The organism is Aquaspirillum serpens DSM 68 (assembly GCF_000420525.1).
GTDB lineage: Bacteria > Pseudomonadota > Gammaproteobacteria > Burkholderiales > Aquaspirillaceae > Aquaspirillum > Aquaspirillum serpens.
In genome coordinates this window covers 1-13,745 of sequence record NZ_ATVC01000001.1, presented here as the reverse complement: position 1 = coordinate 13,745, position 13,745 = coordinate 1, and the positions used below count along the sequence as shown (strand labels likewise).

The following is a 13,745-nucleotide window of genomic DNA, read 5'->3' as shown; positions in this document are numbered from 1 at the left end:
ATCCCACACGGTTGGGTTGGATGTATCTGACAGTGGTGCTCGAACTTGGGTTATGTCGCCATAGATCGTAGGCTTCTATAACTACGTGTGACCGTCAAAAAGCTTGGCTATTACAGTGCCGCTGAACGTCTGTACAGATTCTTGATTGCAAGCGGCTACCTAGAGTTGACATATTGATCAATAAATCGGATTTCATGTTGCTTTGAAAGCAAGGTGGGCTTGTTTCTAGCTTCTTTGCAGACAGCGCTCATGTAACCTAATTCTTGCTGGTTTTTATGCAGTAATCCATCGATGTAGGAACTATTGACGTTGCGGCACTCAATCGCGGCCACATAGGCATCAATTGCTTTTGCAAGGTCATCGTCGCAGCAAAACCTAGTAACTTTGCAGAGCTTGCCGAGCAGGTTCGCCTTCGTTAGCTTCGCGTTAATCCCTGTCCTCACAGCCTTCTCGACTATCCCTTTTTCGCAGTACTCGATGGCGATCCGAATCTTTGTTTCGTCGTTCGAAAGGTAGTACACACCCTTTGCACGCTGTAGCCAGTAGTCGGGCTCTTGCGCGCAATATTGAGCGAGTTTCTCGTAAACCGTGGTAATTACGCTTGCACCCCAGTCCTTCTCGTACAATTTCTTTGAGCTGTAGACTGAGTTCAGGTTATCGAACAGAATGAGTTCGTACGCGTTTTTGTCGATCTCACGCACGGCCGTGTAGAGGTCTACGATAAACGAGGCGGTTTCCGCTACTCCAAGCTTGTCAGAGAAACGTCTTACCGCCAGCTGCGTCCACGCGTATGAATTACAGACCAATACAGACGCAGAGTTCTCAGTCCTGCGGCTGACGGAATCCGTATCTTCCAACTCGATGAAGGGTGCCCATTTCTTTGAGAATTCCGTGATATGTGTGTCCGCTACATATTCGAGTCCGTATTTGTTAGCAAGCGTGCGGTGCACGAAGGAAAAAATCCGCTGTCGAATCGCAACGTAGTAGAGCAGCGAGAACTCAAACTTAGAAGGGATACGAATCTGGGGATTGCTCCTTCCATCAGAACAAATGGCGGTGATGTGCTCATTTAGCTTAGATTGGGTCCCTAGTATTTTCATCGCGATAGAAGACGAGCCAAGCGTGAATACATTATCAAGGATGCTGTTGGACGAGTTCCAGCGCTGAAATCCCAACGGGTCCAGAAGTTCGTTCAGACTGATGGCATCATTTTTGTTAATCTTGGATTCGATATGCACGGACTCGTCCACATAGCTGTTCCCGAGTGCATTCAGGTCGACGCGTGAAATGGCAAGGAGTACGGTCGTGTTGTTTTCTTTCAGCGTGTCGGTTCTCTGTGCTAGCTCTCTGAGCTGGTTATATTGGATAGCTCCAGAGTCAATCCCAATTACCGCGTCCTGTACCTGGAAGATAGTATTGAATACTTGGTCGCTTATAGATGCTTGAGAGTTAATTAGGAATCGCCTCCGTGTCCGTACATCTGCAAGGACGCGCTGCAGGACGGTTGACCTCCCCGAAAACCTCCTGCCCCAGATGACAACCAATGTGTCTTCTTTGAGCTTGTCACTCACGGTAGACTCCACTGCTCTATGCACCGACACAGTGTACGGATTGTCTGTGTTCTTCCACCCACTCTGTAGAAGGTACGAAACGAACCGCTTGTCCGAAAAAGATGGCACCCTGTCGATATTGTACTCAAATGTATTGATAGCAGATGGTCTCTGATCCTCCCTCTCTGCGCTTGACGCGACAAAGTTATAGAAGGTGAAGTAGTCGGCAACGACTACTACATCTGTAATGCCGTACGACTTCAGTTTCCTCTTTTCCACATAGTCCTTTGGGGCGTTTGTTGTAACAAAAATCCTAGCTGTCTGAGCATTCCTGTCACTACCTGAGACACTCGCCAATGCGAACGAAATATCCAACTCGTCACTAAGACTGCATCCAATAAACAATATGTTCTTCTCGCTGAAGTCATTGACCAAACTGCTAATAAGGTATTGATTCTGGCTGAGGCTCTTTATGTAATCGGCCTTGCCGAAAATAACGCGCAAATCATCGTGGTTTGCTGCGGTAAGGACATCCTCGGCATCGCCGTGCAGCTTGTACACGTAACGACGTGTAGAGTGGCGAGAGAAGTTCTTATAAGGCAAGACTTTGACTCCATCTATGGCGACTTCTATACCATCGTCAATATTGAGCGTGTAGATGTATGGCCAATCTATTGAGAGAAACCTCAGTTTTGCCTCGTCGGTAATCTTAACCTTGGTAAAGTAAGAATTTACGCTTTCCTTTATCGTATTCAATGGAACTATTTTTTCCCTAAAGTAGATGTCAGAGATATCTTGAAACCCAAAACTCGCAAGTTCGTCCTCTGACGGCTTATCTGCTACAGGTGAAGCTTTAATCTGCTGGCACATCAGATTCATCCATTCCGCACCACCCGGAACTTTTCCAAATCGAGCCTGCTCACCGCGAGTGAAACCTGCCCCGAGAAAAGGTACACACGAGTCCTGACGGAGGATCGAGCGGAGGAATGTCTGGGTTTCCGGCTGATCAAAGGAACGGATTTCAAATCCCCAGCTGTTCGCGTTTTCGGTCGTCATTCGGGTTATCCTTCAATATTTGTTGATCTGTAGGGGGGGTAGCTGTAGTGACCAAGTTTTTTGAGACATCAAAATCGGTTTTTGTGCTGCCTGTGTCGCTTATAAACTGTCAGCGATAGATTGCCTCGAACAGAGTGCATGATGGGGCCAGCAGGTGGTTTGCGTGCAGTGTGCATTCATTCAGCAACTGCTAACTGTCAAAGGTCTGCTGGCTCTTCGCAAATGTCGCCTTCAAATAGACACTCGCCACACCAATCTCCTGCCGCCATGAATCCCCGCTCTTTAGGGCGGGGAGGCGGTTAAAGTAGCTTTTCATACAACTGAATCAGCGCATCGGCGGTGGAGGCTAAGGTGTAGGGTTCAGCGCAATGGCGAGCGGTGGCAGACCAAGTTCGCCACTGCGGTCGGGCGGCGAGCCATAAGGCGATGGCGGCTTGCCAACCTGTTTCATCCAACGCATCACGCACCATCCCATTTTTGCCCTCAACAATCCATTCCGCTGCCCCACATTGAGTTGTGGTGAACACCGGCAGGCCACTGGCAAACGCCTCGACACAAACATTCGGAAAAGGATCGTATAAAGTCGGCAAAATCAGGGCATCCGCTGCACCATAAAAAGGACGGACTTCTTGCTGTACGCCAGCAAAATGCACCCGTGAGCTGAGACCAAGGGTCTGTACCTGTTGCTGGTAACGTGTCGCATGTTTATCACCGCCTACCACCAATACATGCACCTCAGGATGCGGTAACACAGCCGACAAAATGCGCCCAACCCCTTTGCGCTCAAATCCCGAACCGACATACAGCAACAACGGTGCATGATCTGGAATAGCAAACTGTTGTCGGACACTGCTGCGGTGTTGATGTAAATCGGGATGAAAACGTTGCGTATCGACCCCGTTATAGATCAACGGTAGCTGATCTGTGGTTAATCCAAAACGTTGTTGAATATCGTGTTGCACCATTTTCGCATTGCAAATCACCGCTTTGAGTTGCGGATGACGAAACATCTTGGCTTCAACGGCACAGGTGTAATGATGATAAGGGTTGAGCTGCAAAGCCAATTTGCCGAGCGTGCCGAGGGTGCGGCGACGTTGGGCGAGCCAAGTTGCATGAATGCCATCGCCTGCCCGAAAAATATCACAGCCGACAATACGCTCATGGCTTTGCACTAAATCGAACTGTTGCTGTTGTACCGCCTGTTGTACTGCACGGGCAAACCCCCAATCACGCCACACATTGCCGAGATAGAATGGGTCGATGGTCAGACGATCTCCGCCGCCTTCTCCCTGCCAACGGCGTGCCAACAGCGTAACGGCAACGCGGCCATCGCTAGCGAGCGCATCGAGGGCGCGACTGACAAAACGTTCTGCACCGCCAGCCGGATTAAAACGCTGGCGCACAATTGCAATACGACGAATAGACATTAAGGATTCCGAACAGTTGCGGTGAGTTGCTCGATGGCAGTCAAGACCTGCTCGACCGAGATAGCGTTGAGACAGTCGCTGATTTTGCTGCCGCCGCAGCCATCACGACCACAGGGCCGACAGCGATAGTGCTCGGCAATCAACACCCGATGCGGGACTTGCCACGGGCCCCACTCGATATCACCCGAAGGGCCAAACAGCGCAATAGTTGGGGTTTGAGTGGCGGCGGCAATGTGCATCGGGACGGAATCCATGCCAATAAATAACTCTGCCCCAGCAATCACTGCCCCTAACTCTTTTAAACTGAGCTGACCTGCTAATGAAGGCGCGGGTGTGGTCAATTGCGCTTGAATCGCGGCGATACAGGCCATTTCTGCGGCATCGGGCGCTGCCGTGAGCAGCACCGTTCGCCCTTGTTGTTGCAGCGCCTGTATCAGCTGCGCCATCTGTGCTGTTGGCCACGTTTTGAACATCCAACGTGAAGTCGGATGGATGACCGTATAAGGGCCGTTAATTCCTTGGGCAAGTCGTTTTTGCTCGGCTTGTGTGTGCACAAGCGCCGGAATGGCCAGCGATAAAGCGCGGTGATAGTGTTGCACCGGCACACCTAAACGCCGCAGGGCATCTAAGTGAATGTCGACCGTATGCCGCCGATTGCCGCCGATCACTGGGTAGCGATGGCTAAAGGGTTTACGAAACCATTTGCCATTTAAGTTGCTGGGAGAAATGGCCCAGCGAGGGCGTAAAAGCCGTGCTAACCACGAACCGCGCTTATGTTCTGTCAGATGAATGATGCCATCGTATTGTCGAGCGCGCAGTGCTTGTAACACACGCCATTCTGCTTGGGCTTGTGGCAAGGGGCCGAGTTTTTTCCATTGACGATCTAAACAATGCAGTTGGCTGAGCGCCGGATGGTCGGCCAACATCGGTGCCGTATCGGCATAGACCAACGCATCAATCTCGAGATGGGGCGCATGTTGTTTTAACACACTCAACACGGGGGAAGTTAAGAGCACGTCACCGTGATGACGTAACTTGATCACCAACACCCGACGGGTGTTGGTGAAGTCGATAGCATCTACAAGCATAGAAAATTAGGCTGCACGCGGGGTATTGAGCTGGGTGAGAAGATCGGCGATTTTTTCGGGATCGCTGGCGCGCAAAATCTTAGCGGTTTGTGCCACCGTGGGGTCGAGATGGGTATCGAGCACAATTTGTTTAACAGAGAGCAAATTGGCTGGGTGCATCGAAAAACGCCGCAACCCCATACCAAGCAATAAGCGGGTCATTTTGCTATCCCCAGCCATCTCGCCACACACGGACACCGGTAAACCAAATTTTGCGGCAGTTTTCAGGGTGTGGGTCAGTAAATACAAGACAGCAGGGTGAGTGGGGTCGTAGAGATGACTCACCGCATCATCATTGCGGTCGATGGCGAGCGTGTATTGAATCAGGTCGTTGGTACCAATCGACAAGAAATTAACATGCTTGGCCAGCATATTCACTGTGAGTGCCGCTGAAGGCACTTCAATCATCGCCCCCACCGCAATTTTCTCATCAAAGCTTACCCCTTCTTCGCGTAATTCTTGCTTGGCCGTGTCCAGTTGCGCGAGGGCTTGTTTAAGATCGGTAATACCGTTGATCATCGGGAACAAGATGCGAACTTGCCCATGTGCCGAGGCGCGCAAAATAGCGCGTAACTGGGTACGAAATAGCTGCGGTTCGGCAAGGCATAAGCGGATGCCGCACAGTCCCAAAGCTGGGTTATCGCCCGTGCCATGAATCGACCACTTCGGGTTTTTATCTGCCCCTAAATCCATGGTGCGAATGGTGACCGGACGGCCATTGAGCTGTTCTGCGACATGACGGTAGGCTTCGTATTGCTCTTGCTCATCGGGCAGGGTGTCGCGTCCCAAAAACAGAAACTCGCTGCGAAATAATCCCACCCCCATTGCACCCGATTCCACCACCTCGGCCACATCTTTTGGCAGTTCGATATTGGCTAAGAGCTCAATCGGTGTGCCATCTTGCGTTTGTGCATTGGTTTTTTTGAGGCTGGCGAGTTTGTTGCGTGCTGCGCGCCATGCCCGTTGCCGGCGGCGGTATTCTGCCAACACGGTTTCGTCTGGATTGACGATTACCACCCCTTGCTGGCCATCGACAATCATCAACTCATCTTCATGAATCAGATGGCGGGCGCTGTGAGTGGCAATCACCGAGGGCAAATCAAGGCTGCGCGCTAAAATCGCAGTATGGCTGGTGGCGCCCCCCACATCGGTGACAAAAGCGGCATAACTGGCATCTTTGAAATACACCATGTCAGCCGGGCTTAAATCATGGGCGACTAAAATCGCATCATCAATCAAGCTAGAGGGCAAAGGCGGTGCACTGCTTTGGCCGGCGAGATTTTTGAAAATCCGTTCCACCACTTGCATCACATCATGTTTGCGCTCACGCAGATAGGCTTCTTCGATTTCTTCAAATTGGGCAATCAGCTGATCGGCTTGCTGTTTTAATGCCCATTCCGCGTTGCAGCGTTCGGCTTGGATGATTTTGCGTGGCTCACGCGACAGCGCAGCATCATTGAGCAACATAATATGCAAACTCAGAAAGGCGCCTAGCTCGGCTGGAGCGTTCTCTGGAATACTGCCCCACAACATTTCTAGCTCTTTGCGTGTGGTGCGAATCGCATCGTCAAAGCGTTGCAACTCGGCACGAATATCTGCGCTTTCCAGAAAATAATGGCTGACATCAGCAGTGGTATGAGAAACCAAATGCGCACGTCCGATCGCAATGCCACCACCAATACCGATACCGTAAAGTGCTATGCTCATGGGTGCCCTTTCCGTTGTTGTGACCAGATCTGAGTTACTCGGCTTCATCGAAGCGGTTGTTAATCAGATCGACCAAAGCGGTCATGGCGGCTTGTTCATCGCTGCCATTGGTTTCAATCACGACTTTGCTGCCTTTTGCTGCTGCGAGCATCATCACACCCATAATGCTTTTGCCATTCACTCGCCGGCTGGCACGAGAAATCCACACCTCGCTTTGAAAACGGCCTGCGGTTTGGGTGAATTTGCTCGAAGCACGGGCATGGAGACCCAATTTATTGATGATTTCTATTTCTTGTTGCAGCATAGTAGGCCTGTCATCCTCAAATTATGATTGTTTTACTGACCGTTTCTTCAGGGTATTACGCGGTGGGTGGCAAGGGTTCTAGCGGTACAACACCTTCCAAACCACCCGTAACCGCTTTGCTGATGACTGTTGCTAAGGGCAGCGCGCTATAGGATACCGCCCGCACTAACATCGGCAAACTGACACCGGCAATTGCTTCAATCCGTCCGGGTTCAATCAGACGCGTGGCGATATTGGATGGCGTGCCGCCGCAAATATCAGACAACAATAACACGCCTTCACCGCTATCTAGCCTTTGAATCAGCTGTCGTGCTTCTTGTAGTTTTTTTTCGGGGTCATCGGATTTATCCACCGCCATACACGCTAAGTTTTCTGGTTCGCGTTGTAGAATATGGCGAGTACACGCGATGAGACTTTGACCCAAGTCACCGTGAGTTACGATCAGAATGCCAATCATGATGCCCTTGCAGCGCGAAACGCGCACTGTCCAAGATTAAAGAAAAAGAAGAAGACGTTATTTTAACAACCACAACCTGCTGCCGGCACCCATTCCATTAGTAATTCTGCATTTTTTTGCTGTAATTCGGCATATTCTGCTGGAAATTGGTAGCCTTCCACCAACATCACGATTTTTTGGCCTTGTTGTGCTTGTTGTTCGGCCCGTTGTAGGGCAGGGACAAGCTCAGTATAGGGCTGATAAAGCGCATCGCGCCGGCTTAGTGTAAGCCAACTGTCGGCTAAGTGATCTGGATAGAAAAAGACATCGGCCGCCTGTAAGCGTTGTAGGCCGCGCAGTGTCAATAAATCAGGATCGCCACTGCCTAACGCCAGCAGATGAAGACTGCCACTGATCGGTTTGCTTTGCTGTAGTGCCTGTTGCAAACCGTCATCCGCTTCAGCACGTTGTCCCTGATGAAGTAAATTGACCAATGGCCCCCGCAACACCGCTTCCCAAAAACGCCGTCTAGCAGCAGTGTCCGGCAACGCCTGTTTGACACGGTCGCGCCAGTCGCTAGCAAATTGGGCTACGTCGCGAAAGCGCAGCGGGACCGAGGCTTCAATTTGTTCGCGTATCAACCGTGCTAACACCGGACTACGGCCACCGGTTGAAATGGCAACCACTAACGGCGAACGGTCAACAATCGCTGGCACAATAAAATTACATAATGCAGGCGCATCAACCACATTCACCAATAAACCTGCTGCTTGCGCCGTTGTTGAGATCTCTGCATTGACGTTTGATTGGTCGGTGGCAGCAATCACCACCGTGGGCCGAGGGGTCAGCAAAACATCCGACGCAGCAAAAGGGCGTTGATAACAGCACCAACCGCGTTCGGTAATCAGCTGTTGCAGTTCATCATCAATCGTTGGCGCAATCACCGTGAGTATTGCACCAGCGGCATCTAACAAGCGTGCTTTGCGGAGTGCGACTTCGCCACCGCCAATCAATAAGCAATGACGATCTTTTAAATCAACAAAGATTGGAAAATATTGCATATTTGCTTTCGGGGTTTGTCCTCAGTAGGCTATCCGGATGACCACTATTGTATTAAAGTGGGGATTATTACAGGAACAATTATAAAACTGCTGTTTTCAGCATTTTTTCGCCATTGTTTGGGCCTACTCATGTCTGATGCAACTTTTTTGCCCTTTCACCATGCGCTAAACGGGATGTGCCACGGTTTGCGTTTGACGCCTTTACATGCTGCCGTCAGTGCCAGACCCGTCCTCAGTTTCGCATGGTTAATCGGTCTTGTCTGTGGTGTGCTGACATGGTCATTTCAGCTAGAGGGCATCGGCTACAGCTTATTTCTACCTCATTATATTGTCTTGGCGTGTTTGCTGGCGGGGTATGGCTGGCGCGCATGGTTGAGTGCCTTAGTGGGGATGGCGCTATGGCTGCCGTGGAGTGTGCCGCATGGCTATGAAAGCGTGCTGTTATATGCAGCACAAGCGGTATGCTCGGTCGGTGTTGCCGGTATGCTACGCCATACTTTGCACCAAACTTGGCCTGGCTTACCACTGCCGGCTTTATTGTCGGCATGGTTGGCAACGATGTTGCCTGCGCTATTACTGATCCCCGCCGGTTTAGCGGGGTTAGCTGTGGTGTTATATGGCGCAGAGAGTGGTCAATGGTTGACATTCACATTAGCGTATAGCTTGCCGGTATTGCTATTAGGCAATTTGTGGCTGAGCTATGTGTTGCTGTTGCGTTACCAACTACCGTTATGGCCAGCGGTATCGTGGTTGGTATGGGGGGCGGTGGTGTTGTGTGCAGTGATTGCCCTCAGTGGTCTGTGGTGGCCGAGTGCTTATTTTCTGCTGTTGCCCGCGCTAGCGGCGTTGTCATTATCGGCCCCACCTTTATTAGCCGCCTTGGTCGCGGCCACCGTGTTATTGGTAATGTTGGCTGGCTTGTTGTATGTCCATGTTCCGATCAGTGTTTTACTTTCTACTCCTGCTTTAGAACAAGCCCAGATTTTTCTATTTGTCCTTGGACTGACGCTGCATCTGACACTGTTGGCGGTATCCCTGCGGCGCGAGCGTGAGCAGTCATCGCCAAGCCTCGGTCTATCGCGATCCAGCCACTGGCATGTTAAATCACGCTGGATTGGCAAAAGAATTTCGCCGTTGGCATCAAGTGCAACGGCCATTTGCCCTAGCGGCGCTGAACATCAATTTATTCGAGTCGATCTTAATCGTTTTTGGCAGCGACACCGGCGCTCGTATTCTGGGGTTGATGGCGCGCAAGTTAGAACAAGAGCTGCCAGCAGGCTGGCCAACGGGGCGCTTGTTGGGTGGCATGTATATTTTGATGGTGCCGCTAGATGAAGCCTTAACACTGGTTGAATTGGAGCGCATTGCTGAAGCAGTGGCCGAAGTGCGGGTGCCGTGGGAAAGTCATTTTTTAGACATTCGCTGCAATATGGTGTTCTTACGCCAGCCCAGTGAGGATTACGAGGTCAGTCTGCATCGTGCCACTGCCGCTGTGCAAGAAGCCGGTGCGCGTCGCCTCCCGGGTTTGATGCCGGCGGAACAGGTCTATGGTGAAGAAATCCATGCTGGTTTGCATTGGATTAGCCGCTTGCAACAGGCGCTGCAAGAGGGCCGCTTTACCTTATTTGCCCAGAAAATTTTGCCGCTGTCTCCACAAACTGAAACCGGTTTACATTTTGAAATCCTGCTGCGCTTGCGTGATGAAGCAGGAAAATTAGTGTCTCCGGGGGAATTTATTCCAGCGGCTGAACATTTCCGTATGATGCCGATGTTAGATCATTGGGTGATCGCCAGCACCATCGAGTGGCTCGCCAACCATCCGCACTATCGGCAACAAGTGGCAAAGTGTGCGTTAAATTTATCAGGGCAAACCATTGTCGATGCCAGCGTGGTGGATTTTGTGCATCAAAGTTTAATGCGGCATCCGATTGAAACCGACAAGCTATGTTTTGAAATCACAGAAACCAGTGCCTTGGGCGATTTAGGCCGCGCCCGTGCTCTGGTGCAGGGGCTGCGCGGTTTAGGATGTAAAATTGCCCTTGATGATTTTGGTAAAGGATTTTCTTCGTTTGACTACCTCAAACGCTTGCCTGCTGACTTTTTGAAAATCGATGGCAGTTTTGTGCGTAATCTGGCACCCCATTCGGTCGATGAATCCATTGTAAAAGCCATGGTCGATGTGGCGCAGGCCACCGGTTTGCAGACCATTGCCGAATATGTCGAAACCCCTGCCTTACAAGCGCATCTACAACAGTTAGGGGTCGATTTCGCGCAGGGGTATGGCGTGGCAAGACCGATGCCGTTAGAACAATTCTTCCAGCAGGAACTCGGAGAGTTGGCTGATTGCGTTAGCGAGAAGAACTGATCTTAGTTGGCATCACAAAAGGAATGATGCGTGAGCTTTTCACCGGCTCGGATGGGAGCTCAACGGGTTCAATCGTTGGCAGCGGTGGCGGGCTATCACAGAATAATTGCTGTCCCAACTCGTCCAATAATTCGCGGCCGGCCTGTGCTTGCACAAACTCCGCGCCAATGCGCCAAGCATCGCTGTGACGCGCTACATGGCGAATTCGCAACGGCCAAGTGGTATCTAAGCCATCGATGGTCAAATGATAAACCGCCCGCCCGGCCAGAATTTTTTCTGAAAAATGGAATAACAACGCCCCAGCATTGACTTCCAATAGCCAGCCATGCCCAAAACGGGTGCCATCGCTTTCACGGGCTAATTGCACATGGGTACGTTTTAACCATGCTTTACGCAACTGTTGTTGATCCGCATGGGGGATGCGGTGGGACATCTCAGCGGTGATCGCCGTGGTCTGGCCGGTTAAGCCCAGTTGTCGTGCAAACAGTGGGGGACAATGGATCAGATGAAACGCGCCATGAGGTAGGCTCTCGATAGCCTTTAATAACAACTGACAAGCGCCTGTACCAATGGCGCTGACCTCGGATAAATCGAGATAGACTGGCAAGCGCAGGCTCTGTGCCTGTGCAATCGCCTGTTCCAATTTGGTGCGCAAACCGGTGCCAAATTCTCCCACCGGCACCCAGCGCACCTGATCGCAGGCAATATGAATAGCGAAAGTGCGATCAAGCATGGCAATCATTTATTTGGTATGAAAAAAGAAAGCCCATAATAAAACGGGCTTTGTAAATACGCAATAGAAAATTGTTGCTTATCCGTTGCTTTTTAATAAACGACTCTCCAAAGCGTTACATAACGTACGCAAAATTTTCAATCTTGCATACAATTTGTTATTGGCTTCCACTAAAGTCCACGGTGCAGATTGCGTGCTTGTTCTGTCGATCATATCGCATACGGCATCCTTATATTGGTCCCATTTTTCACGATTGCGCCAATCTTCCTCAGTGATTTTAAAGCGCTTAAAGCCTGTTTCTTCTCGTTCTTTAAAGCGTTTTAATTGTTCCTCACTCGAAATAGCCAACCAGAATTTCACTACAATGATATTGCCAGCCACTAATTGCTGTTCAAAATTGTTAATTTCATTATAAGCGCGCATCCATTCATGCTCAGAACAGAAGTTTTCTACCCGTTCGACTAAAACACGGCCATACCAAGAACGGTCGAAAATCGTAATGCCGCCTTTTTTCGGTGTTTCACGCCAAAAACGCCATAACCAAGGTTTGGCTCGCTCATCTTGACTGGGGGCCGCAATCGGGACGATGCGATAACGTCTGGCATCTAAGGCCGCCGTCACCCGCCGAATTGCGCCGCCTTTGCCTGCTGCATCGTTGCCTTCAAACACGATCATTAAAGCCTGTTTTTTGAAGTTGGGATGGCGGGTTAATTCATGTAATCGACCTTGTAAAACGGCCAGTTCCGTTTTGTATTCTTCCTTATCCACCGTACGATCTAAAACCAGCGTATCGAGCAATTGCAAGCCATCGACAGGTGGCAACAGCGGGGCAACCTCGGCGGCGGCATGATGGCGGCGTTCTCCGCCACGATTGAGGCGGCTGCGTAAGGCTTGGTAAATTACACGGGCGACAGTGAGGTCGCGATAACGGGCATCTTCCCCTTCCACCAATACCCACGGTGCTTCACCGGTGCTGGTCATCCGCAGTAACTGTTCCGCTTGGTGATAAATGCGGTCGTACATTTTGTGATGATTCCAGTCGGTTTCTGTTACCCGCCATGCGCTCTTTTTATCGGCTTCTAAAGATTTGAGACGTTTTTTCTGTTTTTCTTTTGAGAGATGAAACCAGAATTTCAGAATTAGCGCACCTTCGGCACAAAGTTTTTTTTCAAACGCCAAAATTTGCCCAATTTGCAACATGGCTTGTTTTTCATCAGTCTTATCATACACCCGACCAAATAAAACATCCGAATACCACGAGCCAAAAAATACCCCTGTTCTACCTTTTGGGGGTAAAGCGTTCCAATAACGCCACATCCAAGGCCGTTGTGCTGATTCTTCCGATGAAGAAAATAAGGCGGTTTCGGCACTGACTTGAATTAAACGTGGGTCCATCCACTCATTTAATTGGTGTAATGTTTCCCCTCGTCCAGCCCCATCAAATCCGTTAATTAAGATAATCAGTGGAAAATCGCCTTTTTCGCGTAATTCATACTGAGCATCCAGTAGTGCTTGTCGCAATTCTGGCATTTCTTCTTGATAACGGGCTTTATCGATTTTGTGCCCCAGTTCAGCAGATTCAAACATACGTTTTTTCCTTTCCTTGCTTGACGTGTTTTTTGTTATCAATTGCACAAGATACGCCAGCTATCGCATTTTGTGCACGGTCTTTGCATAACTTGTGGTGGTGAGCGGCTATCCCGTAAACTTGAGAAACATTTGTCAAAAACAAAAAAATCTAAAAAATTACAACAAAACCCTTGGTTGAGGCGTACAACTACTCTTAAATAGTGCAGGAGTCACTTATCCCCTGCGCCGTAAAACCTCGCCATTCATGGCGGAGATGTCAGGCGCAAACGGCAAAGCCGTTTTAGGGTTTGGTGTTGTGGTTGTAAAGTAAAAACAAATCAATGTTTACTTTGCTGTTTGTATAATAAACGCATGAAACGACTTCAAGCCTTCAAATTCCAACTGACACC

The 13,745-nt window shown here is 50.1% G+C and carries 10 protein-coding genes; 1 reads left to right on the top strand and 9 read right to left on the bottom strand.

Annotation, left to right across the window (positions count from 1 at the left end; translation table 11 throughout):
- Positions 1–155: 155 nt before the first annotated feature.
- From G465_RS0100055 to G465_RS12840, 7 genes are all read right to left on the bottom strand, one after another.
- Entirely contained in the window at positions 156–2,606 is a 2,451-nt protein-coding gene (locus G465_RS0100055; protein ID WP_022652436.1) for an SIR2 family protein, read from the bottom strand.
- Positions 2,607–2,905: 299 nt separating this feature from the next.
- Entirely contained in the window at positions 2,906–4,033 is a 1,128-nt protein-coding gene (locus tag G465_RS0100050; protein ID WP_022652435.1) for a glycosyltransferase family 4 protein, read from the bottom strand.
- A complete protein-coding gene (gene rfaQ / locus G465_RS0100045) occupies positions 4,033–5,121 on the bottom strand; it encodes a putative lipopolysaccharide heptosyltransferase III (protein ID WP_022652434.1) in 1,089 nt (362 codons plus the stop codon). Before rfaQ ends, G465_RS0100050 begins: the two co-directional genes overlap by 1 nt.
- A 6-nt stretch (positions 5,122–5,127) precedes the next feature.
- Positions 5,128–6,867, bottom strand: a complete 1,740-nt coding sequence (gene ptsP, locus G465_RS0100040; RefSeq protein ID WP_022652433.1) for a phosphoenolpyruvate--protein phosphotransferase — start codon at positions 6,865–6,867, stop codon at positions 5,128–5,130.
- A gap of 34 nt (positions 6,868–6,901) precedes the next feature.
- Positions 6,902–7,171, bottom strand: a complete 270-nt coding sequence (locus G465_RS0100035) for an HPr family phosphocarrier protein (RefSeq protein ID WP_022652432.1) — start codon at positions 7,169–7,171, stop codon at positions 6,902–6,904.
- Positions 7,172–7,226: 55 nt separating this feature from the next.
- Positions 7,227–7,628 (bottom strand): PTS sugar transporter subunit IIA, encoded by a 402-nt coding sequence (locus G465_RS0100030; RefSeq protein ID WP_022652431.1) that lies wholly within the window; start codon positions 7,626–7,628, stop codon positions 7,227–7,229.
- Between the two features lie 62 nt (positions 7,629–7,690).
- Positions 7,691–8,668, bottom strand: a complete 978-nt coding sequence (locus G465_RS12840; RefSeq protein ID WP_022652430.1) for a siroheme synthase — start codon at positions 8,666–8,668, stop codon at positions 7,691–7,693.
- Positions 8,669–9,764: 1,096 nt separating this feature from the next.
- On the opposite strand from G465_RS12840, the gene G465_RS12835 reads away from it, so the two are divergent.
- Positions 9,765–11,033 (top strand): EAL domain-containing protein, encoded by a 1,269-nt coding sequence (locus G465_RS12835; protein WP_245556731.1) that lies wholly within the window; start codon positions 9,765–9,767, stop codon positions 11,031–11,033.
- On the opposite strand, the gene G465_RS0100010 is transcribed toward G465_RS12835, so the two are convergent.
- Together G465_RS0100010 and pap are read right to left on the bottom strand one after the other, a co-directional pair.
- Positions 11,017–11,766, bottom strand: coding sequence for a hypothetical protein (locus tag G465_RS0100010; protein ID WP_155846466.1), 750 nt, complete (start codon positions 11,764–11,766; stop codon positions 11,017–11,019). The genes G465_RS12835 and G465_RS0100010 overlap by 17 nt on opposite strands.
- Positions 11,767–11,844: 78 nt before the next feature.
- The gene (gene pap, locus G465_RS0100005; protein ID WP_022652426.1) at positions 11,845–13,353 is read right to left on the bottom strand and encodes a polyphosphate:AMP phosphotransferase; all 1,509 of its coding nucleotides are present in this window, start codon (positions 13,351–13,353) and stop codon (positions 11,845–11,847) included.
- Between the last annotated feature and the right edge of the window lie 392 nt (positions 13,354–13,745).

Bases quoted from the DNA above. Each gene is read 5' to 3' on its own strand.
- G465_RS0100055 (WP_022652436.1), bottom strand. From the start codon at position 2,606: ATGACGACCGAAAACGCGAACAGCTGGGGATTTGAAATCCGTTCCTTT.
- G465_RS0100050 (WP_022652435.1), bottom strand. From the start codon at position 4,033: ATGTCTATTCGTCGTATTGCAATTGTGCGCCAGCGTTTTAATCCGGCT.
- rfaQ (WP_022652434.1), bottom strand. From the start codon at position 5,121: ATGCTTGTAGATGCTATCGACTTCACCAACACCCGTCGGGTGTTGGTG.
- ptsP (WP_022652433.1), bottom strand. From the start codon at position 6,867: ATGAGCATAGCACTTTACGGTATCGGTATTGGTGGTGGCATTGCGATC.
- G465_RS0100035 (WP_022652432.1), bottom strand. From the start codon at position 7,171: ATGCTGCAACAAGAAATAGAAATCATCAATAAATTGGGTCTCCATGCC.
- G465_RS0100030 (WP_022652431.1), bottom strand. From the start codon at position 7,628: ATGATTGGCATTCTGATCGTAACTCACGGTGACTTGGGTCAAAGTCTC.
- G465_RS12840 (WP_022652430.1), bottom strand. From the start codon at position 8,668: ATGCAATATTTTCCAATCTTTGTTGATTTAAAAGATCGTCATTGCTTA.
- G465_RS12835 (WP_245556731.1), top strand. From the start codon at position 9,765: ATGTTAAATCACGCTGGATTGGCAAAAGAATTTCGCCGTTGGCATCAA.
- G465_RS0100010 (WP_155846466.1), bottom strand. From the start codon at position 11,766: ATGCTTGATCGCACTTTCGCTATTCATATTGCCTGCGATCAGGTGCGC.
- pap (WP_022652426.1), bottom strand. From the start codon at position 13,353: ATGTTTGAATCTGCTGAACTGGGGCACAAAATCGATAAAGCCCGTTAT.